Raw genomic sequence first — 23,440 nt, forward strand, 5'->3', positions numbered from 1 at the left:
GGATAAACGCTGTAGCTGCACGTCTGCGCTGGCTACAGCCTTATCCAAACACGAATAAAATGAAAATACACTCTACAATTTATGAAGATCACCCGTACATTAGTTGTCGCCCTCCTATTGATCACCGCATCTGTACAGGGGCAAAAAATTACATATAATGGAGACTCCGTTGAGGTAGCATCAATCTTCCAAATAATTACAGACCAAACCGGGTTTGGATTCATCCCGAAGTCAGGTGCGCTCAACGGAGCCAAAAAGGTAAACATTCACGTAAAAGACAAACACTTTTTAAAATTTTTAACCGAAAACCTTTGTAAGGACCAGCCCTTCAATTATTATCTCTCCAATTCAAAATCTATAGTACTTTACCCAAGGGAATCGCCGGAAACTATACAAGAAAGCAACGAACCGGAAAGCTATGGGGGTCAATTTGTCGACGACAACGGAAAGGGTGTAGAAAATATCAGTATAGTCAATTTGAAAAATCAACAGGTAGTCAATTGCAACAGTCAGGGAAAGTTCCTGCTTCAGCATGTGAGCCCCGGCAATGTATTTAAATTCAGTGGGCCGGAAATTGAACCGGGATATTTTACGCTAACAAGCAGTAAGGAAATAAAGATCGGGGTAAAATATGCTGAGAAATTCACGAGTCTGGATTCAGTGGTAATTTCTACAGGAATTATAAATATAGCTAAAAAAGATATTGGATCCATCAATGAATTGCCCTCCAAGACACTCCAACAACGCCCCATACCCGATATTTACAAACGCATGGAAGGTTTTACGCCGGGTTTATTATTAACGGTGAACCAACACCCTAACACCTACCAGCCAAAAAAAGTTTCTATAGGCGGCCGAACAACCTTATTTTCCGGAGCAGACCCATTGATTGTATTAAATGGATTCCCGTTCCTTGGACGGCTGGAGGATATAAACCCGGATGATATTGAAACGACAAACTTTCTTCGGGACGCATCCACCACTACGCTCTGGGGCGCATTGTCCGGCAATAGTGTTATTGTCGCGAATACCAAACCTCTTAAATTTAATCAACGAACCACCATCACTTTCAATGCCTATGTGCGCACTAGTTCTGAACCTGATGTTTTTGCTAAAGATATGCTCCCTCCTGCTGACCGGTTTACAGTCGATAGCTTTTTAGCCCGTAGTGGTTATTATAACGCTTTCATCAGAAATCCGGCACATCCTTATGTTCCTGAAGCAGCCCTTTACATTTTAAACAACACCCTTTCCGATGCTAACCGCATGAACTTACGGCAACTGGATGTTCGGAATGATATGGAAAAATATTTTTACCGGCACGCTAATGACAAGCATTTGGCGCTGCAAGTATCGGGCGGAAAAAATAAAAATGCTTATCTTTTTTCTGCGGGTTTCGATCACGCGCTTCCAGCATTGCAGTTCAGCAAAACCCAGCGCCTGAATCTTAGCTTTAATTACATTACACACGCTATTGATGGTATGGAAGTAACTGCATCCGTAGCTACTACCTATAATAAACAACATAATATAGATGGCGAACCAGAGATCCCGGTAACCTATTCCAACCTTGTCGATGAGTCAGGAGAACCTGCCGTTCAAAGCTATAAAAGAAACAAGTTCTTTATTGACAGCGCCGGCGTTGATGCAAACAATCGAAACAAATTAAGAGACTGGCGGTACCGGCCACTCAATGAGTTCAGGACCCGGAACAATGACAAAATTTACACAGATAACCGGATCCAGTTAGGCGTTAAATACAACAAATTTGCATTTTTAAAAGGACTGGAAGCCGGCGCATACACACAATATGAGATCGTGGGCAGCAAAGACAACGACCTTAAAGACAAAGACGGGTTTTACGTAAACGACCTCGTTAACTCTTATACCCAAGTAAACGGTTCTTCAGTTGAACGGCCTATTCCTGTAGGTGATATTCTGGATTATTCCCAAACAAACCTGAAAACATTCAACATCAGGGCACAGCTTTCGTATGCCAAAAACTCACGCAACTCCACCTTTAATATACTACTGGGCAGCGACCGCATAGTAACAAGGGGTAAATACAGCGCCAGAAGAATATATGATTACACAAAAGATATGGCCGAAGGTCAGGGTAATTTGAATTATCAAATCCTGTACCGCCAGTATTACTTCCCTGCTTCCTCGCTTTACATACCTTATCTTAATGATGCAAAACGGACCGTTAGTAACAACATATCGTATTATGCCACGTCAAATTTTCAACTAAAAGGGAAATACCATGCCTCTGTTTCTGCCCGAACAGACCAATCCAATATATACGGATCCAATACCAACTGGCGGCTCAACCCATTTGGTGCTGTAGCTGCGGCATGGGATATAAGCGAAGAACGGTTCTTTCATCGCCGCCTGTTCGACTCTTTGAAGTTAAGAACAAGCATCGGCTTAAGCGGTAATCCACCTTTAGGCGTTAGTGCGGTACAAACAATAAGTAAGGCCATCAAAAATGAAAATGGAGATGTATTTGCAGACATCAACAACCCCTCGCTTCCCAATTTGAAATGGGAAACAGTAATGACTTATAATCTGGGGTTGGGTTTCAGCTTAGGCAAACAGATTTTGACTGGAACCATAGACTATTATTATAAAAAGAGCACAGACGTGGTTGATAACAAAACTGTCGATCCCACTGTTGGTCTTGCATCGATCATGGCCAATGCGGCCTCGATGGCCTCCCACAATATTGACGTGGTGCTATCCACCAAAAACATAAACAACAAACTATTTAGCTGGTATACTAAATTTCTTTTCTCCTATCTAAAAGAATTCGTCATTCAAACAGATACCACGCTGCAACCAGCCTGGGTCTATTGCGATCAAACCCGGTTTAGCGCAGTACCCAATCGCCCAATATACGGGATCTATAGCTTTCCCTCTACTGGTTTGGACAATGCCGGCGACCCGGTATCGAAAACAGGGGATAAAGACTATCAGTCAATCACCACCCATCCGGGGCCGGGCACGCTGAACTATAAGGGTTCGTCGACCCCTTCACTATTCGGGAGCGTTACTAATGAGTTTAGCTGGCAACAAATTGCGCTGTCAATCACTTTCATCTATAAGCTGAATTATTATTACCGAAAGCCCTCTGTAAATTATACCGGATTATTCAACGGTACCGATCCCGGTTCACCCGACTTTGCCAATCGCTGGCAAAAGCCCGGTGATGAAAACCGAACCTCCGTACCCCGGATGCAATTCCCCGGCAATAATTTCAGGGACTTTTTTTATATCTACTCAGACCAATTGGTAAAACGGGCCGATTTCATCAGGTTGAATAATATTTACATGAGCTATAACCTCCCGGAAAAAGTGCTTACCAAATTGTACCTGAGCCAGGCTACTTTATATACCCACTGCGATAATGCAGGCATTGTATGGCGGGCAACCAAATCAAATTATGATCCCGATAATTTAGCAGGATATCCCCAGCCTACAGTCTTCACATTTGGATTTAGAGGAACATTCAAATAAAAAACAAACAGATGAAACCCAATAACATTACCATATTATATTTAACGATCTTTTTTTTCCTTGCCGCCTGCCACGATAAAGACCTGCTGTCTGAAAATACAGACAGCAGCCTGTTGACCATAAATAGCGTTGAAAACGCGCAGGCATTGCTGGATAATACCTCGGTCATAAGAGAAACACCGGGCCTGGGCGAACTGTCTGCTGATGACTTTTACCTGGACGACACCCTGGCAAACAGCCAGGTGGAATTAAATGCCTATACATGGCAGGCAGACATCTTCCAGGGACAAACGCTTTATGGTGACTGGGCAATCCCTTACAAACAAATATTTTTTGCCAACTCAATTATTGAGGCCATTCCAAAGTTCTCCGGGTCAGCCAAACCGGAAGCCATCAATAATATAAAAGGAAGCGCAAAATTCATCCGGGCCTATGCTCATTACAACATAGCGCTTGAATTTGCCAAACTATACAGCCAAACAGCAGCTACCGACCCCGGCATACCCCTTCGGTTATCAGCCGATCATGAAATAAGGTCCAGCCGGGCTTCCGTAGAAGCCACCTACAACCAGATCATAAATGATCTAAAAGAAGCGCTGCCGTTGTTACCTGCTACCATAGACGACAACAGGAAAAACCGGCCTTCTTTGGCAGCAGGCTATGCGCTTCTGGCAAGGGTGTACCTTACCATGGCCGATTATGCTCAAGCCACGCTATATGCAGACTCATGCCTTAAGCTGCATGCCAACTTAATTGACTACAATAGTATTCCGGCCAATAGCCTGTTGCCTTTCACCCCCAACAATGCAGAGGTGATCTATCAATCCAGCCTGCTTTCTACTATCGGGTTGTTCTACCAGGATAATTTTGTGGTAGACACTACTCTCTATAACTCATACGATCTTTCGGATTTGCGAAAAAGCATCTACTTCACCACCAATTGGCAGGGTAAAGCAATTTTAAAACCTGGCTATAGCGGCGGCCCAATCAAATTTTCGGGTCTGGCTACGGATGAAATATTATTGATCAGGGCTGAATCGAACGCCCGGCTGAATAACACCTCCGAAGCCATGAACGACCTGAATACCTTGCTAGGCAAAAGATGGAATACCGGCAGTTTTGTTCCATTCACTGCTGCTTCTTCTGCTGAAGCGTTAGACCTGATTTTGGCAGAGCGGCGAAAATCGCTTATTTCCCGCGGACTGAGATGGATTGATGTACGCCGATACAATCTCGATAATCGGGGCATCGATCTTACCCGCCTGCTGAATGGAAAAAAATATACACTTTCGGCAGGCAATAACCGATTTGTATTGCCGATCCCGCCAGATGTAATTGCTTCCCTTCCTGAAATGCCGCAAAACCCGAGGTAGTTCTTACTTATTTTTCAGGAAAGTAAATTGAAAAACGCCCATGTGGCAAGGCGCATAGGCATTAGGATTGTAAATATTAGGCTGGTACCAGGTGCAATTTCCCGGACCATATTGGCAGTAGTAGTCAATGCCATAAGTACCTGCTGGAAAATAGGTATTCATTCCAAACTTATAATATTGTTGCAGACTTTCGCATGGAATTTTGTAAGTGGAAGCAAATGCCCCTGCAATTGCACAAATTACAGATGCCGAAATGAGCACCCATTTAATCTTTGCCATAAAAACTGGTTTAAGTAGTTAAAATAAAAAGACGCTATGTTTGAGTAAACATGGAGACAGGAATATAATCTATAAACAACTGAGGCGCACTTCTTGACAAAAGAGTACCACCAATTTGATGTGGGGCAACAATAAAGGCTTTAATACTATATATATCATGCCCAATTACAATAAACTATTAATTCAGGATTTTCTAAGGAGATCTGATAAAGCGAGTAATCCGGATGCAAAAGGGAAGATATTTGAAGACCTGGTAGTTTATTTAATGAAAAAACTGCGGGGCATCCGGGTTGAAGAAAGAAACGTTTTAGACAATACAAATGCGCAGGAACTGGATATCGTTTTTAGGAACTTACGGCATATATCTCCTTTTGATTTTTTAGACCCATATATTATAACTGAATGCAAAAATGAAGCTGTTCCATTGAGTAGTGCCAAGTGCAGGGAGTTTGTGGCTAAATTAAGGAGCAGGGGTGCCAACTCAGGAATATTAGTAGCATCAAATGGCATTGCAGGGCAGAAAAAAAGATACAAATATGCCAACTCGGTAATTATAGATGCCCTTACTGCAGATAAGATCAAACTAATAGTTATTGATAGAAATGAAATATTGAAACTAAACAGCACCCGGGATTGGGTTAAGTTAATAACAGACAAGTTCCTCGATTTAACCCTGAGACGGGCCATGGATTAAAAGCCAGCCCAATCCCATTTTTATTATTGGCCGTTATATATCTTTACCGCAGAAACTATATGTATGAAAAACACCGCCTATCCAAATCAACTTCAAAAAACCTTTGGCAATATTGACATTTATCTGTTCGATCAATTGCTGAAGGGGCGTTACGATAATTGTAAAAAAATACTGGATGTGGGCTGTGGCAACGGGCGAAACCTGGTTTATTTCCTACAGCATGGTTACGAAGTGTTTGGTGTTGACCCGCATGCGCAGGCTGTTGAAACAGTCAGGGGATTATCAGCAGCACTGGCCCCTGATAATCCCCTGAAAAATTTCATGGTTTGCACAGCAGAAGATCTGCCTTATACCGATGGAACATTTGACCTGATCATTTGCAGCGCGGTATTGCACTTTGCAAAGGATGTTCCGCATTTCGACAACATGCTGCAGTCTATGTTTCGGGTTTTAAAACCAGGCGGATACTTCTTTGCCCGGTTAGCATCAGATATCGGGATAGAACACCTGGTAAAACCATTAGGCAACGACCGCTATTTATTACCCGATGGCTCAGAACGCTTCCTGGTAAACGAACAGGTGCTGCTAAAATATACCAGTATGTTTGGCGTATTATACGAACCCATCAAAACAACCAACGTGCAAAATCTGAGGTGTATGACAACCTGGTGTGTTCAAAAGCACTAACCGGTGCCAATTATTATTTCCCTGCCTGTTTTTGTAAATCTGCAGGATACCTGGCGCCCGCTATCTGTATTTTGTTGGCAGCGTCCTCGATATTCTTCAAATCTCCAGCAGTCAGTACAACATCAACAGCCCCAATATTTTCCTTTAAACGCGACAGTTTAGTAGTGCCTGGTATAGGAACGATCCAGGGTTTCTGTGCGAGTAACCAGGCCAGTGATATTTGCGCTGAAGTTACCTTATGTTGCTCAGCCAGTTCTTTGATCAGGTCTACGAGCGCCTGGTTTGCCTTTCTGTTCTCTTCTGAAAAGCGGGGTAACCGGTTTCTGAAATCGTTGTCGTTAAACTTGGTAGTTTCATCAATGGCACCGGTTAAAAAGCCCCTGCCCAGTGGACTGAAAGGAACAAAACCGATCCCGAGCTCTTCCAATACCGGTAAAACGTTCTGCTCCGGCTCCCGCCACCAAAGGGAATATTCGCTTTGTAAAGCAGCAACCGGTTGTACGGCATGTGCCCTGCGAATAGATTCTATACCTGCTTCCGACATGCCCCAATGCCGCACCTTACCTTCTTTTATCAATTCCTGTATAGTGCCCGCCACTTCTTCAATGGGCACATTCGGGTCTACCCGGTGCTGATAAAACAGATCTATATAATCTGTTTTCAGTCTTTTAAGGGAAGCTTCCGCAACTGCCCTGATATTTTGGGCGCTGCTATCCACCCCCTGGTCAATTCTTCCATTTTTAAACCCAAACTTGGTAGCTATTACCACTTTATCGCGGAAGGGGGCCAACGCCTCCCCCAGCAACTCCTCATTGGTAAAGGGGCCATAAGATTCAGCAGTATCAAAAAAAGTAACCCCCGCCTCAACGGCTGCCTGCAGCAATTTTACTCCATCCTGTTTATCCGGTGCTTCGCCATATGCAAAACTCAGTCCCATACAACCCAGTCCCAGGGCTGAAACTTCCAGCCCGCTGTCTCCTAACTTACGATATTTCATGCGTTAAATTGTTTGTAATGATTAATTGAACTTGAATGCAAAGCTCCATTGAAATTTTGAACCGGCCTGTATACCAATCACTGAATTACCTACCATAATCACTGATTGGGTTGCCTGCAGGAATGTTATCCGTAGATTTGTGTTGCAAAACAAGCGGAATGGAACAAATAGTCAACCTGGATTCGGTGGCCCAGTACAATGCCATCAGAGGTGTAGAAACTTTGCATCCTTTAGTATCAGTGATGGACCTGAATGGCTTACATCCTATGGGCACCAGGCGGTATCATTTTAACCTGTATGCCATTTACCTGAAGGAACTGAAATGCGGGGAAATGAGATATGGCCGCAATCTCTACGATTACCAGGAAGGGACCCTTGTTTTCATTGCGCCCGGCCAAATGCTGCAAATTGAACGCAGGCCCGATGCACCGGCTTCCCCCAAAGGATGGGCCCTGGTGTTTCACCCCGATCTGATTAAGGGCACCCCTCTGGGCAGGCATATGCCGGATTATTCATTCTTTTCCTACGACGCCAACGAAGCCCTGCATTTGTCGGAAAAAGAACGCCAGATTGTGGTGGACTGTTTTGTAAAAATTCAATATGAGTTAGGCCATGCTATCGATAAGCATAGTAAAACACTCATCACTTCCAATATAGAGCTGCTTCTGAATTATTGCCTGCGTTTTTATGACCGGCAATTTATAACCCGGGATGATGCCCACCAGGGCGTTCTGGAAAAATTTGAATCGTTGCTGAACAACTATTTTAATTCAGGCAAAGCCCGGGAAAATGGATTACCGGCAGTTGGGTGGTGTGCCGGTCAATTAAACCTCTCGGCCAATTACTTTAGTGATCTCATCAGGAAAGAAACCGGCAAGTCGGCCCATGAACATATACAGGCCAGGGTGATTGACCTGGCAAAGGAGAAAATGTATGATGATAGTAAGTCTGTCAGTGAGATCGCTTATGAACTGGGTTTTAAATATCCGCAGCACTTTACCCGGTTGTTTAAACAAAGAGTGGGATCTACACCTAATGAGTACCGGACGTTAAATTAATTATACCGGACACCCATTGTCCATTTTCGAACACCCGCCTTCCGGTTCCCTTCCGCAACTTCCTGCAAAACAAGGGTTTTCGTTTTGGCATACAGGTTGACCCAAGCAAGCGTGAGCCATACGTGTGCCTGAAGGGAATTCTATAAGAAATCTTTTGTATGTTAAGAAACTATGTCATGATCGCCTGGCGGAACATTACCAAAACCCGCTTTTATTCCTTTGTAAATATTGCCGGATTAGCCACTGCCATCGCATTCACCATGCTGATCGCCGCGTTTATCTGGAGCCAGTTCCAGGTGAACAGCGGGCTGAAAAATTCCGGCAGACAGTACATCATCACCAGTAAATGGAAAAACCCGAATCTGGGATTCCCGATTGCTACCCTTGGGCAACTGGGAAAAGCATTGAAAGAAAATTATCCCAACCTGGTTGCCAATTATTACCGTTATGACGGTATTACTTCTGCGGTATCAAAAGGGGATAAAAATTTCCGGGAGAATTTGCAGGTAGGTGACAGTTCCTTACTGACCATGTTTGGTTTTACTTTGCTGCAGGGAGACGTGCATACGGCATTGAATGATCCTTTTTCGGTAGTCATTACAAAAGAAAAAGCGATCAAGTACTTTGGCAGAACGAACGTGGTGGGTGAAACAATTACCATTGAAAGCTTTCTGGGCTCCAAACACGACTTTCTTGTTACCGGGGTTTTAAACCCCATATCCGATAACTCGGTTACCACGCTGGTTGACAATTATCCCGGCAACTTCTATATACCCGCTGCCAACCTGAATTTCTTCGGTAGAAATATGGACTGGAACAATCCATTCATTGTAAATTATATTGAATTAAAGGAAGGCGTTACCCCAAAAGACCTGGAGAAGCCAATCGCTGCGCTGCAAAAGCAGAATGCCCCGCCACAGATCACGGCTGATCTTACTTCAATTCCTGTTCCTTTAAAAGAATTTTATTTGTCGGCCGACAATGGGCTCGTACGCAAAATGTGTTATGCGTTATCGGGTATTGCCTTGTTCATTCTGATAATGGCGATCATCAATTTTATCAATATGACTGTAAGCCGGTCAGCATCACGTATGCGGGAGATCGGCATTAGAAAAGTGCTGGGCGGTATCAAGCGCCAGTTGATACTACAGGCCCTTATCGAATCCACCCTCATCGTGTTATTGGCCACCCTCATTGCTTTTCTTCTCTATATTCCAACGAGGAATTTATTCGGCAGTATACTGGGCAAAGAAGTACCGCCCCTCTATGGGTTTCCGTTGTATTTTATCTTATTCCCGATAGTATTTATAGTAATTACCGGATTTATTGCGGGCATTTATCCGGCCTTTGTATTGTCGTCCCTGAAGTCAGTGGATTCACTAAAGGGTAAACTATCGGGCATCAAAGACAATATCCTTTTACGCAAATCGCTGATCGCATTCCAGTTTGTGACGGCCACCACGGCCTTCACCGGCGCCATCATCATCTCCAAACAAATCAACCTGTTCCTGAGCAATGACCTTGGTTATGACAAAGAATATGTATTGTCGGCCCAGGTACCGCGTGACTGGACATCGCAGGGCGTGCGTAAAATGGATTACATCCGCGATCAGCTGGCTGTAATACCACAGGTAAAACAAGTTTCGCTTTCCTTTGAAGTGCCCGACGGCAACAATGGGGGCGGCGCTGCTATTTACCCATATGGCTCAGATTCAACCACAGCCATTGCCAGCCAGCTGTTAACAACAGATGATCATTTCCTGGATGTTTATGCCATACCATTAAAAGCGGGCTCTTATTTCGAAGGACAGGCTACTGATTCGGCGAAGGTCGTTCTCAATGAAACAGCGGCCCATGCATTGGGCTTCACCAACGCTGCAGATGCCATAGGCAGGCAGGTGCGGTCTGCCGGCGATCCCACCATCTTTACTGTTAAAGGAGTTACCAGCGACTTTCATTTTGGCTCCATGCAGCAGAAGATACCCCCCATCGCTGTTTTCAATGTGCAATTTGCAACAGTCTACCGGTACCTGTCGTTCAAAATACAACCGGGCAATATCCCTGCTTCCCTCGATGCTATACAAAAAAAATGGAGCACCCTCATGCCGGATGCGCCCTTCGAGTACAAATTCATGGATGCTACCCTGGCCAATTTATACAAAACGGAAATACAACTGCAAAAAGCCGCTTATACGGCAACGATACTTGCTTTGATCATTGTGCTGTTGGGTGTTATCGGGCTTGTATCATTAAGTATTCAGAAGCGCACCCGGGAAATTGGGATTAGAAAGGTATTGGGTTCTTCCATTACCGGTATTGTATCGCTGTTCCTTAAAGAATTCTTTGCGGTGATCGCTATTGGTGGATTGATCGCCTGTCCGCTTGCGTACCTCATTATGAACAACTGGCTGCAAGGCTATGCTTACCGCATCGAGATCACGGCAGTGCCGTTTATTATGGCTATTGCAGGGCTGGCACTCGTTACCATGCTGCTGATCTGTTTACAAACGATAAAATCGGCGTTGCTGAATCCTATAAAGGCATTAAGAACGGAGTAAAAAGAAAAGGGCTGTCCCTGGTGGACAGCCCTTTTCTTTTTTAATGAAAATAGTATAACAACAAAGTATCTGCTCTTACACAAAAGACACTGTCATTTTTTCGTTCTGTTATTCCGTATCTGACTTCGCCATCTGTAACCTCTTTTTCCGTCAGCCTGATCCGGCGTACATCGGGCAATTCCAATGTACTTTTAAACAGGGTGTCTTCATCCAGTTCTTTTTTACTGTACCCCAGCTTTCCTTCCGGTTTATAAACAGCAGCTCCGCTGAGGCTATCCCTGAAATACATTCCAGTAACCAACGGCAGGTACACAGTACCGTTGTATTTCAACAGGTCGCCGGAATAACTGTAACCCTCCCCCACTTTCTTATAGCTGGTTACAGTAATGTGCTCAGGCGCCGGCGGTTGGCTGCTATTGCCCTTACAGGAGGCAATAGCAGTTATTAAAAATAATGAATGCAGTTTCATAATACTTATTGTATAGGTTCTGTTTTTGTTTGTGTGCGTTCTGCAGCGGTCCGCTTTTCAACGATCACTTCAATTTTACCTTTATTGGTCTTACTCTTATTGGCCTGGTCAATGATCTTTCCCAGCACATTATTCGAGTAGTCGTTAGCAGGGTTCGTACTGGAACTGGTTCCATAGGTAACCCCAAAACAACCTTCTGATGCGGCCATTGAGGTAGTGCCGTTCGCATGTTCGTAAGTACCCCCCACATGGATCATTACACCGGATGCCACGTCATTTTGTTTTCTGTAACCCAGTTCCACCGAGGCATCATTCGCATCTGCATGCATCACTTCCGACCCGTACTGGGTAAGCTTCAATGCCTTGGTGCCATTGCCTTGGGGATAACCTTCCGGCATCACTTTCGCGGTATAATGGTTCACATTTCCATCTTTAGGCTCAAACGCAACATTCGTAAGATTCATTGTGCCATTTTTGGAATCCCCGAGGCGGACCGCATAGGCATCGCGGGTTACCGAGAAGGTCATTTTAAAATTCTTATCCTCTGTGTCTGTTACGGTAACCTTATACAAAGGTATTTTGGTGAACTGTTCTTTAGTGGCGCCTGTATAACCAATGATCCTTTGCAGGGTGGTTCTGCCCGTTTTTTGCTTGGTGATCGTAATGATCGGGTATGCGCCGTCCGGGTCCATTAACACCACCGGATTGTTCAAACAGTACGCATATGGGCTATGTGCAGGTATTTTAACCGCTTTCGGGTCAACACTCTGCCAGATGCTTATTCTTGGGTTATAGTACCGTTCGCCGTAATAATACAATCCTGTTTCTTCATCCAGCTCTTTCCCGTTGAAAAGATACGGCGTCCGTTGGGTATTACTGTGTTCTTCAACAAAAGTTTCCCCAAACGGATAGTATTCCAGGTGCTGATATACTTCACCGGCGCCATCCGTGATGTAACTGGTTGTACCGAGGTGATCGGGGTGATAAAAATACAGAAATGCGGCGCTGTCTGGTGTATTTCCACCCTTCCCGTTCTTATAATGCCCGTAGGCATAATGGTTGCCCGGATTGGTTCCACCAGCGTTGCTGTTGCTGTTGTTATTTTCATTGCCATTACCGTTGTTCGACATCACTTTATCATCATTTCCCCTGGCATCCTTACCGGTTATACTGGCTGTATTGGCATTGCCATTCCCTACCAAGGTTTGCTGATCACGAGCCATTCCCTGCAACATATTCTTTTCTTTCCTTGTAAAAGTTATGGTATCGGCTGCATCCGGCGCTTCTACCTGGTGGTCCCAATTATGCAACAACCGGGTGGCTATGCGCTGATTGCCTACAAAATAATGATTGGAGTACTGGCCGCTTTGCACCACCACAAATTCATTTACATATACCGTAAAATTACCCACGCCGCCGGAATTACTATTGATATCTCCATTCACAAAAACCGATTGCCCGGAACCCTGTCCTTTCAGCACCCTTTCACCGGAGCCATCATATGTATAACTGTTCAACTGACCATTCACCGATACATTACGTAAGCGATTCTCTTCATCCCAAACCATTTTCTGCCGCTGACCCGATTTATCGTCTGTCCAGCCGGTCATGTTGCCATTGGCGTCGTAAGTATAGGATTGATCGCCGATGTGCGTAGCCGTATGCGGCTGTTTGGCATCATAGGTGTATTCCATATCATACGTGGCCTTTTTCTGCGCGATCCATTTATTGCCTCCGCCATTACCCGGACTCTTGTCAGTTGTTTGGGTTTTACGGGTAATGCTTCCTACGGTATTGTATTTCATTGTGAGGTTAAAGCGGTCCTGTTCATTGGGGCCTTTATAATAACCATCCGCCGTTGTTAACCGGTACAGATCATCATATCCATAATTGTAAGCGGAAGAACCGCCCATCAGGTTATTGCCGGGTACCGGGGCATTGTTCACCAGGCTCAGGATATTTTCTTCCTTATCGTACGAATACACGTTGTCCATGATGCGCCGTCCGTTACCAGCCGTCACCTGCATGTTTTGCAACCGGCGGCGTGTAGGTTCAATGGTATAATTGGTTTGGGTATTGTTACCATAGGCATCGAACACGCGTAATTCGAACTTGTCGTAACCCCGTTGTTGTATAAAGGTTGTTGTAACGCCCGACCTGTCGCTGTTCATAGATAGCAGCTGGCCGCCCAGGTTGTATGCATAGCGCACCACTTCACTATCCGGATAAATGAGCGATATCAACCTGTTCCAGGTATCATAATTCCATTGCGTTACATACGTACGTTGACCGTGATTGGGAATAACAATGGTGCGTACATTCTTTACCATTTCGCCCAACGGCCCGTAGAAAAATTCCTGTGCACCGGTAGCATCTTCCTGTACTACAATTCTGCCGGCCCGGTTATAAGGAGCACCAACAGGTCCATACGTGTACCGCACATTATTCTCGGGGTTTTTCGGATAAGTAATACCGGTCATCCGGTTAAAATCATACGCATAGGTAATAGCCATACTGTCTTGCTGCAGATTGGCGGTAGCCATTTTAATGGTATTGCCGGCCAGGTCAAACGTATACCGGGTAGTTCCCTGATCGGGGTGCGTGAGGCTGACCCTGCGGCCCAGCATATCGTACCGGGTAGTTGTGGTGGTGCCGATATCGTCTGTTGACGTCAATTGCTGGTTGACAGCGTCGTACGTGAAACTGGTCCATACATCGCCATTACCGGTATATTTCTTTTCTGCAGCAGTAAGCCCTCTGATGTTGGCAAACATTTCAGACAGCTTACCATTGGCATCTTTCGTTTTCGTACTGAACTGCTGCTGTTGCAGGCGGTCTTTACCAAATCCATAGGTGAGGCTGGTTACCGCCCCATCGGGCAATGTGGTGGTCAATACCCTGTTCATTACATCGTAGGTAGTTGTCGTTGGGTTTATATTATCGTAGCGTTTATTGAAAACACCATTGCTGCCTTTATCTTCTACAATGGGGTACCATGTGGCAGCCTGTCGGCCCAGCCCATCGAATTGTATCCGGCCCGAAACGAGCATCTGTTCCTTATCATCTTTTCTTACGCCCTGGAATAAACTGCCGTCTTTTTTGGTTTGCAGTAACCGGCCCAGTCCATCCATGAAAGTAACTGTTTCCAGATCATTGCCGGGATGAGCAGGGTCGTAATGTGCCGTATACGCCCATGGCATAGCCGCTTCGGGATGATATTCGAAACGAAGCGTATAGGGTTTACCTGCCGCCAGTTCATAAGGACCTGTTATTTGTGTTATGCGCCCCAGGTCGTCTAACTGATATGTAATGCTGTTCTTATTCAGATCTATGCTTTTCAGCGGATGGCCAAACCGGAAATCGTACTCCGACTGCGAGCTGTATCCGAAGCTGTTGGCTACGGTAACCGGGTATTGATGTACCTGGCCGTCGTATGTGTAGGTTTGTTTGAACCGTTGTCCTTTTGCATTGGCAGGCCCGGTAACACTGGCCAGGTTGCCATAATCATCATAGGTCAGGTTGTGAACGGCTGCTGTGCCATCTTCCAGGTACTGTTTTATCTCTATAACATCACCTGTTTGCGGATCTATTTTACTTTCGCGTTTGCGATAAGTTATACCTGATCCTGTTATCACAATTGACTTTGGCTTACCAACAATGTATTTATTAGCCAGGTTGTGATAAGTAACGGTGGCACTAATGTCATCGCCAGCCCCGTCATCACCAAAATCTGTATACAGGATCGTATTGCCTTTGGCATCGTAACCGTAGGTCATATAGGTTGACTTGCCGGGCTGCGGCTGCCCTTCATAATACAACAGGTCGGTGCGCATCAATGCCACAAAAGCGGCACCGGCATTATTGGCTTTGTAAGACTCCGGTAATGCATCACCCGTAAGGATGTCTTTTAATGCATACTGATTGATCCGTTCGTGGTATTTTTTTCCATCGGCGCTTTGCAACAGTTCCGACAGGATCACTCCTTTCATGTAATAATTGTCGTTGCTGTGGGTTTGCGTAGAAAAAGTATACACCGCGTTGTTATTAGCCGCATCGTGGCTTCTTGTAACTACCTTTTTAAATCCATAGAATTCGCGTTCATCCCGATCGAAATAACCACCTTCATAACCGAAGGTCGTTAACAGCGTATCGGGGCCATCACCGGCGAAGCCGTCGTATACTTTTACAGACGACAAGGTCCATATACTGTTTGGCATGGAGTAGGTATTACCCACGCGCTGATAATCCATACAGAAATAAGCACCCATTGGCCGGCTTACTGATTTCAATAAATTGGTACGTCCGATGGTAGAAAGCGCTACTGCCAGGTTATCATCTTTGGAAGAAGTAATATAATCGGGGTTACCATCGCCATTGATGTCCTGGATCTTTGCCAGGTCGCGGCTCATACCGTCGCCCAGGTTTACACTTGGGTTCACCGTGAATTTTACCCCAAAGATCATAAACCCAACGGTAAAGGCCAGGTTGCCTGATTCAGTGGCACTGCTATTGAGGTCTAAGGTACTGGCGTTCGTCCAGGTGAGTACCTCTGTGCTGAATCCATTACCGGTATTAAGTCTTACCTGTAATGCCTGGGTGCCTGAACCAATGCTCACCAGGTCGGGTAATCCATCACCGTTCATATCCTGCAGCGACTTGCCCGAGTTGTTATCTGAACGCGACAGGCTGAAGCCGATGTTAATACTGTTGTTGCCTTTTACCAAACCCAGGCTTGCACCGCCGCTTTGCGACTTGCTCGATCCAGCCTGGATCTGATCGACTTTCCAGTCTTCCTCAGCTGCAAAACCATAACCCAGGTTCAGCGAAACGCCATGACTGGACTGGTTAACGCGATCGGGCAACCCGTCGCCATTCATATCTATATAAGAGAAATCGGCCTGATTAGTGCCGTTTACGACACCGGCATTTCCACCCAAACTAATCTTGGCACTGCCAGCATTTGTTTGGGCACTACCGGCATCAACCCGCACTTTACCACCTGGTGTTCTGCGGAAGATGGCGGTGGGGATATAGGAAGAACCGGTAAGACTGATTCCCGTAGTGTTCGTACTTGTTTCCTGGATAGCAGCACCTGGTGCTGTTCTGGCCGACAATCCTCCCCTTGCATCTGTATACTGGATCTGTTTTTCGCCAATTATATCAGGGTACTGATCACCGTTCAGGTCCATAAAATCGGTAAGCGTTTTTGAAGTAGATGTGGAAACACTCGCGCTGCCGCCTACACCGCCAGCACTGGCGCCTACCGTAAAGGAGAGGCTTTTTATGCGGCTCACCTTATCTACTGCGGGTGAACCCGTGCCATCTGTATTGATCTGCAGCAGGCTAACGTCATCAGCACCCTGACGGCTGCTGCTCATGTTGGCACCTTTAACAAATACCTGCTGATCGTAACCGCTCCAGCGTTGCTGGTTCGCATTTCCGATCAGTATAATGAACCGGTCCTGTTTTGGATCGTAGGTTTGTGAAGGGTCTAATTCATTTCCATTTTTATTGGCCAGCGCATCCGGATCTACATTTTGTTTTGCTTTGATCTGGTCGCTGGGTCTCAACAAACTTTCATCGACCGGTGTTGTTTCCCAGCCGTTATTGCCATTCCAGGCAAACTGTCCCCAGCCGCGATAAAAGCTGCCGAAGATGATGTCTTCTTCCCGGTTGTTTTTGGGGATGGTTGAAAATAACCCCGCCGTTACGTTGGCGCTTATATCGCCACTTAACACTGCCGTAGCACCGGCGATTGCAGCTGCCATGGTATCATTGGGAACATGGTATTCGATATAGATCCGGTCTTTATTATGAACGCCAACATTCAGAGCGTAGTTACCGGTTTGCAATACACCATTCACAAACGGCATACTCACCTTGCCCAGTAATTTGCCGGCCGCCTTCACTGAAAAAATAATATCACAGGTATAGGCACTGGCAGGTATCAACACCGGGTTTACGGCCAGCTGCGGCGTTATGGTGATGGTATGCAGGGAAGTATCTGCCAGCGTCACTTCATAAGGCGCGTTCAGCTGCAGCATATTTGCCAGTATCGTGCATTTAGGAACGGCAAATGCCTGAATTGGAGTAGCAGTGAGATCGATAGCCGGATCACTGACAGCAATGAAGGTCATGGAAGGCTGCCAGCTGATGGCCGTCCAGTCGATATTCGTTTGCGATGCCACTACAAAACTATACTGCTCATTATTGTTCACGGTAACATTATCAACGGAAATCGTTGTATTTACTACCTGATCGCTTTTATAGGTTTGCCTCCAGATGGTATCTGTGGCATTGGAAGTAGTGCGCAGTACCACCAGCATTACATCATCGGTAGTTACCGGTTTAATAAAAGGCCCGCTGATGCGCACCTTGCCATTGATGGGCGGTGTCAGCTGCTGCGTACTACTGAGGATAAACTCTTTGGCGGCATCATAACGGTACAGGGTGCTGCCATTGGCATCTGCCACCTGCAGGTCTTTTCCTGCGTATTCAATCACAGGCGCCCAGTTCACCGAATCATAGGAGCCATTTTCAATAGAACCGATCCTGAAATAGAGGCGATCGCCTTTTTGCACCTGTAGTCCATTCAACCCGGAAGGCTGATGCACCGAATAGTCATCGGCACTGATATTTTCACTCCACAATTCCCTGCCCTTCCATTGCACACTGGCCCTTACGCCATCAGCAGGCGTGGATGCCCTGTCGGGATCAGAACTGGGCAGCAACTGCAACGGCGCCGTTACATTGATGGTGCCGCTGAAAGGCGCCTGCCACATCCTCACTATATCCTGCAGGGGATTATTATTGATAGCCTCCTGCCGTTCATTGGCCAGTTCTGTTGCATCGATCAGGTCTTTACTAATAGTTACACCTGCAAAAACAGGACTTGGAGTACCTGTGCTGGTGGGAGTAAAAGTTATAATGCCGGAAGTTGTATCCAGGTGGTTGAAATACACCTTTCCATCTTTAACAAGATCTACCAGCTGATCACCATTGGCTTCGGTAAAATAAATGGTCACCTTTGCCGTGGAATTGCTGAAATTGGCGCCGGCCATCAGAAAGCCAAATGCATTGGCTTCCAACCCAACGGTATAGCCCTGCGTTTTATCTTTCTGAAATACATTCAGGCCTTCGATCGCTATTTTATCACCAAAGCTGGTTTTACCGGTCACCCCAGACTGGTTGGGCCGGTAACTTAGTGTATTGTTGCCATTGAGGAATAATTTATCGGGCAGTCCGTCGCCATTGATATCGATCATTGCCAGCATGCCCTGGCTCTGCGATTGAGCATATGAAAAAGAGCCACCAACGGAATTGATCTTACTGGTTACATCGGCGCCAAACCCTACAGAAACGGTAACTCCGCCGCTGACGTCTTTGGAAGCCGTTCCACTCAATGCAGAAGCTTCGTCGGTAAATCCGCTGACGTGGGTAAGCATATTACCATGAACATTATCGGAACCGATGGTCCAGCTGCGGGAAGTAGCCAGCGGCACCAGCGAACTTCCGGAGGCTACATCATTGTAATAATCGAAAGTATGCTGGTTGAAGAATTTTCCGGCAGCATCATATTGTTGAATGCCTGCCAGCAGTGTTTTATAAAAAGCGCCTTCTTTGTAGGAAAATTCATAATGGCGGATACTGACGCCATCTAATTGAACGTCGATCCGCTTTAACAGATCGGCTGTAACCTGTTTGAAACCATTGTTAGCAGCGATGGCCACATCTTTTCTGCCCGTGCGGCCATCCAGATCACGGTCTCTTTTGAACACAACGCTATACCGGCCTTCTTTGCCATTAAAACCGGTGTAGGTTATGCGGCTTACATACAATTGAACGCCGGTAACGGCACCGCCTGATACACCGGCATCATTCACCTTTGTATACTGGTAACTGATAAAATTGCCGTTCAGATCGAGTACTTTCTTTAAGGCCCAATGCGCTTTATTGCCAGCCCCATCACTTAATGAACTGGCGGCGTCGGGTCCGGTATCGGGGTCACCGCCGTAAAAGAACCTGGTACCTTCCTTGTCGGTCACTTCCCACCAATATTTTTGCGGGCTGCTGCCATGCCGGATGATCTTATAGAAAGGTTGTTCGATACGCTGATAAAACTGTTTCTCTGAACTGCGCGCAACCAGCTCACCTTTATGAGCAACCGGGCTGAGCTGCTGCCCGTTCATCGTGTAAGTCTCCGTTTCATTCTGCCCGTCAAACCGCGGTACGCCCCACCGGGTATCGATCCCTATGGATGGAACCGATAGTTCCCATCCTAAACCTAACCAGCCATTGCCACCACCGCTGTTGTAACCAACAGACAACTCTGGCTGCAACCCCGCGCGGCCATTGGGGATCTCAATCGGGTAACTAAGGTTGGCTGTTCCCATACTGGTGGCTGCAGGCGGCGCTATCATATTGACGGCTTCCCCCGGGTTGGCTGCTTTAATTCCTTTCATCGAATTGGAATTATAAGCTTCCACCTGTGGTGACTCAGGTACTTTAAGCACCCCATTGATGATATCTGTAAAATGAAGGGTGCGGGAATACACTTTGCCTGCCAGCAATGAAACGCTGTCGCGGGAAAGTTCTGCCCAATGCCCTTTACTTTCATCAAAATAAAAAGAACGGACATCTTTTGCCGTATAACCATCGGGAATCTTTGCTGCATCATAACCAAGGCTCAAATGGGCCGGTTTGCCAAAGAGCGAACCATGTGGCAGGAACCGGAAGCCGCCGCCATCAGGGGTTACATTCACCATATTCATATCCATTGCCGGCAGATCGACCGCGCGTAGTGCGGTAAGGGAAATAGTGGCCGCCTTTTTTAATGCGCCGCCGGGAATAGTCAACACGGCGCCACCGGCCGCAATAACAGCGGCCTGGTTTGGTTGCAGCGCGCGTTGGGTGTGCACAACAGCACTTTGCAGCTCATATTTGTAATCGGCCTTTTGCCCGGCTGAGAATGTAACAACCTGTTGTTTTTTCTTTCCGTTGGCATACGTCACTTCTACCAGGGATTGCCACGCGCCTTTTCCATCGGCCGGCCGGTTAACAAGGGCCTCGAAGGCACCTTTCCAAACCCTGGCTGGCTGCCCATCGATGGTGATTTGGGCACTATTCTTTCCTTCGCCGGTAATAAAACCACGCACATAACCCTGGTTGTTATAATAATTTATTGAAGGCTGCGTAATGATGAGAGAGGTACGTTGTTCGTCAGTCGCCGCTATTTCAATACTCAGGTTCCTTACTTTATAACTATAGCCTGCATTCTGCGGTAATGAAAAGCGGATAATGTTTTCGCCTTGCTGCAGCCAGGAAGTACTGATCGGTTCTTTCTGGCGTGCCCAGCCCTCTCTTTTCTTCACCAGGTAGCCACCTGCAGCCAGCTGGTCGTTGATGCTCCGGCTTACAGCGGTATAATCCTGCACACCATCCAGCTCGTAGGTAAGCCATACCTGTTCGTTACCCTGCAACGGTTTATCCAGGTATACGTGAAAGGAGTTGTCGGCAGGATTATCAATCTGATTGGCTGCATTCACGCCAATCAATCCTTCGCGTTGCCGGGCATGGTACAAACGACTGGCGCCGGCATTTTTTTCAGGACCTGGTACTTTGCCACTGGCAACTGTACAACATAAGATTGCTATTAAGAAGAAGGGGATCTTCCTGTAAGTAAAAAATGACATGGAAAAAGGATTAGGGTTAAAGTATAAGCAGTTTACGGGATTCCAGGCCGTGACTGGTTTTTACCGATACGGTGTATAAACCCGGCGATATCATGTGACCGGAAAAACGGAATTCCGTATTATTGGTCCCGGTCATTTCCTGTATTTTATTGCCTTTGCTGTCGTAAATAGTCACGTTCACCGTTTCAGCCTTTGGCAGCGACACACTGATGGTAAAATTGCCATCGGGTGATGGTGACGGATATACAGTCATATGCTGCTGCGGGTTACCGATCACGGTAACCGTATCGGTGAACACACAACCTGCGCGGCTGGTTACGCTCACTGTATATATTCCCGGCTCGCGTACGGAGATGGCAGCACTTGCTGAGTTGAAACCACTGGCACTTTTCCATTGATAGCCCAGTACCTCTCCTGCCGGAATGTTGCGGCCTGCATCGAGCAGCAATTCATTTGATGACGCAAGCAGTTGTACCGGCGCCAGCCCAATATTTAATTGTTGTGCTTTGGGCACTGGCATAGTAAGGTAGCGTTTGGATTGATGCCCCTTGCTATCGGTGAGTACAACACCGTAAGTACCCATGGCGAGGTCACTGATCTCTGCTGTGGAAGCCGCATTCGGAAAACTACCCTTTACCACCAGTTCTCCCAGGTTATTGGTAATGGTATATTGAAAGGGAGCCTGGCCACCAATGGCCTGAAATCTGGCTTTTCCATCCTGAGCAGCACAATCGGGACTATCCACCACTTTCAATTGCAGCAGCAGGTCCTTCGGTTCAACAAACCCGAAAAGATCATTACCAGAATGATCTGTGTCCCATTGCACATTTTTGTACATCGCCATTCCGGCGGCTGTAAGCGTATCGGCAAAATAATACCGGAGGCTGTCAACAGGAAAACCGGGGTAAGCACCCGGATTGATCACCAGCCAGTATTGGCTGCCGCGTAAAGCAGACTGATTCAGTTGAAGGGTTGTTTTCATATCGCCGGAGGTGGCGCCACTCGCACTCATCAGCCACTGCCTGTTGATTATGTTAAGCTGTTTATCGCTGGTCAATGAAGTAGTAAGGGCTTTATTATTATCGCCCCAAATGAGGAAGTTGCCGTTCGTGATCGTATCGGCATTGGCGCTGTTGCTAACCATAAGTTTTCCATGGCTGATCACCAGCACGCTGTCGGCATCAACTGCACTGGCTGCCTGTTTTTGATGCAGCGAAAAGAAATCATCCCTCCCAAGCGCTGTTATGTGATGGCTGTAATCTTTATTCTTTTCTGCATTCCAGAGTACAGCCTGTGCAGCACTCACATAGTTGCCGCGGGTAAGCGGAATGCCATATTTAACCGCCAGGTAAGTTTCGTACTGGATCTGGGTCAACACATCCAGGCTTCTGTCGAAGATCAGGAGTTCAGCAAGCTTTCCTTTGAATGCCGGCATGCCTGATTGTGCCCCGGAAGAACCGAACAGCATATAGCCATTGGTACTTAGCTGCAGGCTGGGATTCCAGTTCTGAATAACCGTGCTTAACAGGGCGAACTGGCCGGAAGCGCTGATGCTGCCAGTACTGCCATCGGGCCCGGTGATACGGCGGGTAGTCATCATCGTTTTATGCGCCGTTGCATTGACTGCACCCCAGATGCCTGCCTCTACGGTATCTGCAGGCTGAAACACTGCCATAATGGTCATTTCCTGCATACTGTCCGCATTACAGGGAATACTTACAGAATCAGTTTTGCCATTGAATGTAAAAGCGGGATTATAATTCAGGGAAACAGGTTGCAGCACCGGTTGTCCAAAAACCGATGCATCGAATCCTTTGCCAGTAGCATCTATCCAGCTGCCTGGCCTGGTGCCTTTGTTATCTGCACGCAACCATACAACAGGATGATCACTGCTGTTCAGGAGCTGCGCAGTAGCATGGAGACTCGTCAATAAAAAAAAGGGAGAAATAAAAAGGGTTACATAACGGGTCAGACCAGTTTTAAACGGTCTATTGTTAACGTTATACATAGGGGGATTGAGGTTTACTGTTTCAATGGATTTGGGTTAACGGCGTGTAAGGTATAAGGTTATTTGTTAATGCGCAATATAATTATATATATTTTATTTGTCACGAGCG

11 protein-coding genes are annotated in these 23,440 nt (G+C 46.3%); 6 read left to right on the top strand and 5 right to left on the bottom strand.

The window, feature by feature from the left end:
- Positions 1–81 precede the first annotated feature (81 nt).
- Together BMX95_RS11810 and BMX95_RS11815 are read left to right on the top strand one after the other, a co-directional pair.
- Complete coding sequence (locus BMX95_RS11810; protein ID WP_081200601.1) at positions 82–3,516, top strand: SusC/RagA family TonB-linked outer membrane protein; 3,435 nt, start codon at positions 82–84, stop codon at positions 3,514–3,516.
- An 11-nt stretch (positions 3,517–3,527) separates the two neighbouring features.
- Positions 3,528–4,889, top strand: coding sequence for a RagB/SusD family nutrient uptake outer membrane protein (locus BMX95_RS11815; RefSeq protein WP_081200602.1), 1,362 nt, complete (start codon positions 3,528–3,530; stop codon positions 4,887–4,889).
- A 3-nt stretch (positions 4,890–4,892) separates the two neighbouring features.
- On the opposite strand, the gene BMX95_RS11820 is transcribed toward BMX95_RS11815, so the two are convergent.
- A complete protein-coding gene (locus BMX95_RS11820; protein ID WP_081200603.1) occupies positions 4,893–5,168 on the bottom strand; it encodes a hypothetical protein in 276 nt (91 codons plus the stop codon).
- A gap of 157 nt (positions 5,169–5,325) precedes the next feature.
- Here BMX95_RS11820 and BMX95_RS11825 point away from each other — a divergent pair, with 157 nt between their 5' ends.
- Complete coding sequence (locus BMX95_RS11825; RefSeq protein ID WP_133053916.1) at positions 5,326–5,862, top strand: restriction endonuclease; 537 nt, start codon at positions 5,326–5,328, stop codon at positions 5,860–5,862.
- 63 nt (positions 5,863–5,925) lie between these two features.
- Entirely contained in the window at positions 5,926–6,549 is a 624-nt protein-coding gene (locus BMX95_RS11830; RefSeq protein WP_081200605.1) for a class I SAM-dependent methyltransferase, read from the top strand.
- Between the two features lie 13 nt (positions 6,550–6,562).
- Here BMX95_RS11830 and BMX95_RS11835 read toward each other — a convergent pair whose 3' ends face one another.
- A complete protein-coding gene (locus BMX95_RS11835) occupies positions 6,563–7,546 on the bottom strand; it encodes an aldo/keto reductase (RefSeq protein ID WP_081200606.1) in 984 nt (327 codons plus the stop codon).
- Positions 7,547–7,704: 158 nt separating this feature from the next.
- On the opposite strand from BMX95_RS11835, the gene BMX95_RS11840 reads away from it, so the two are divergent.
- Both BMX95_RS11840 and BMX95_RS11845 read left to right on the top strand, forming a co-directional pair.
- The gene (locus tag BMX95_RS11840; RefSeq protein WP_081200607.1) at positions 7,705–8,604 is read left to right on the top strand and encodes a helix-turn-helix domain-containing protein; all 900 of its coding nucleotides are present in this window, start codon (positions 7,705–7,707) and stop codon (positions 8,602–8,604) included.
- Between the two features lie 158 nt (positions 8,605–8,762).
- Positions 8,763–11,162 (top strand): ABC transporter permease, encoded by a 2,400-nt coding sequence (locus BMX95_RS11845; protein ID WP_081200608.1) that lies wholly within the window; start codon positions 8,763–8,765, stop codon positions 11,160–11,162.
- Positions 11,163–11,202: 40 nt separating this feature from the next.
- On the opposite strand, the gene BMX95_RS11850 is transcribed toward BMX95_RS11845, so the two are convergent.
- From BMX95_RS11850 to BMX95_RS11860, 3 genes are read right to left on the bottom strand one after another with little or no spacing between them, the layout of a single operon-like run.
- The gene (locus tag BMX95_RS11850; RefSeq protein WP_081200609.1) at positions 11,203–11,631 is read right to left on the bottom strand and encodes a hypothetical protein; all 429 of its coding nucleotides are present in this window, start codon (positions 11,629–11,631) and stop codon (positions 11,203–11,205) included.
- Positions 11,632–11,636: 5 nt separating this feature from the next.
- On the bottom strand, positions 11,637–21,323 hold the full coding sequence (locus tag BMX95_RS11855; protein ID WP_081200610.1) for a SpvB/TcaC N-terminal domain-containing protein: 9,687 nt from the start codon (positions 21,321–21,323) through the stop codon (positions 11,637–11,639).
- 16 nt (positions 21,324–21,339) lie between these two features.
- Entirely contained in the window at positions 21,340–23,331 is a 1,992-nt protein-coding gene (locus BMX95_RS11860) for a DUF8202 domain-containing protein (protein WP_081200611.1), read from the bottom strand.
- Between the last annotated feature and the right edge of the window lie 109 nt (positions 23,332–23,440).

The sequence above is a fragment of the Niastella yeongjuensis genome (genome assembly GCF_900110245.1).
In the GTDB taxonomy this organism is placed as follows: domain Bacteria; phylum Bacteroidota; class Bacteroidia; order Chitinophagales; family Chitinophagaceae; genus Niastella; species Niastella yeongjuensis.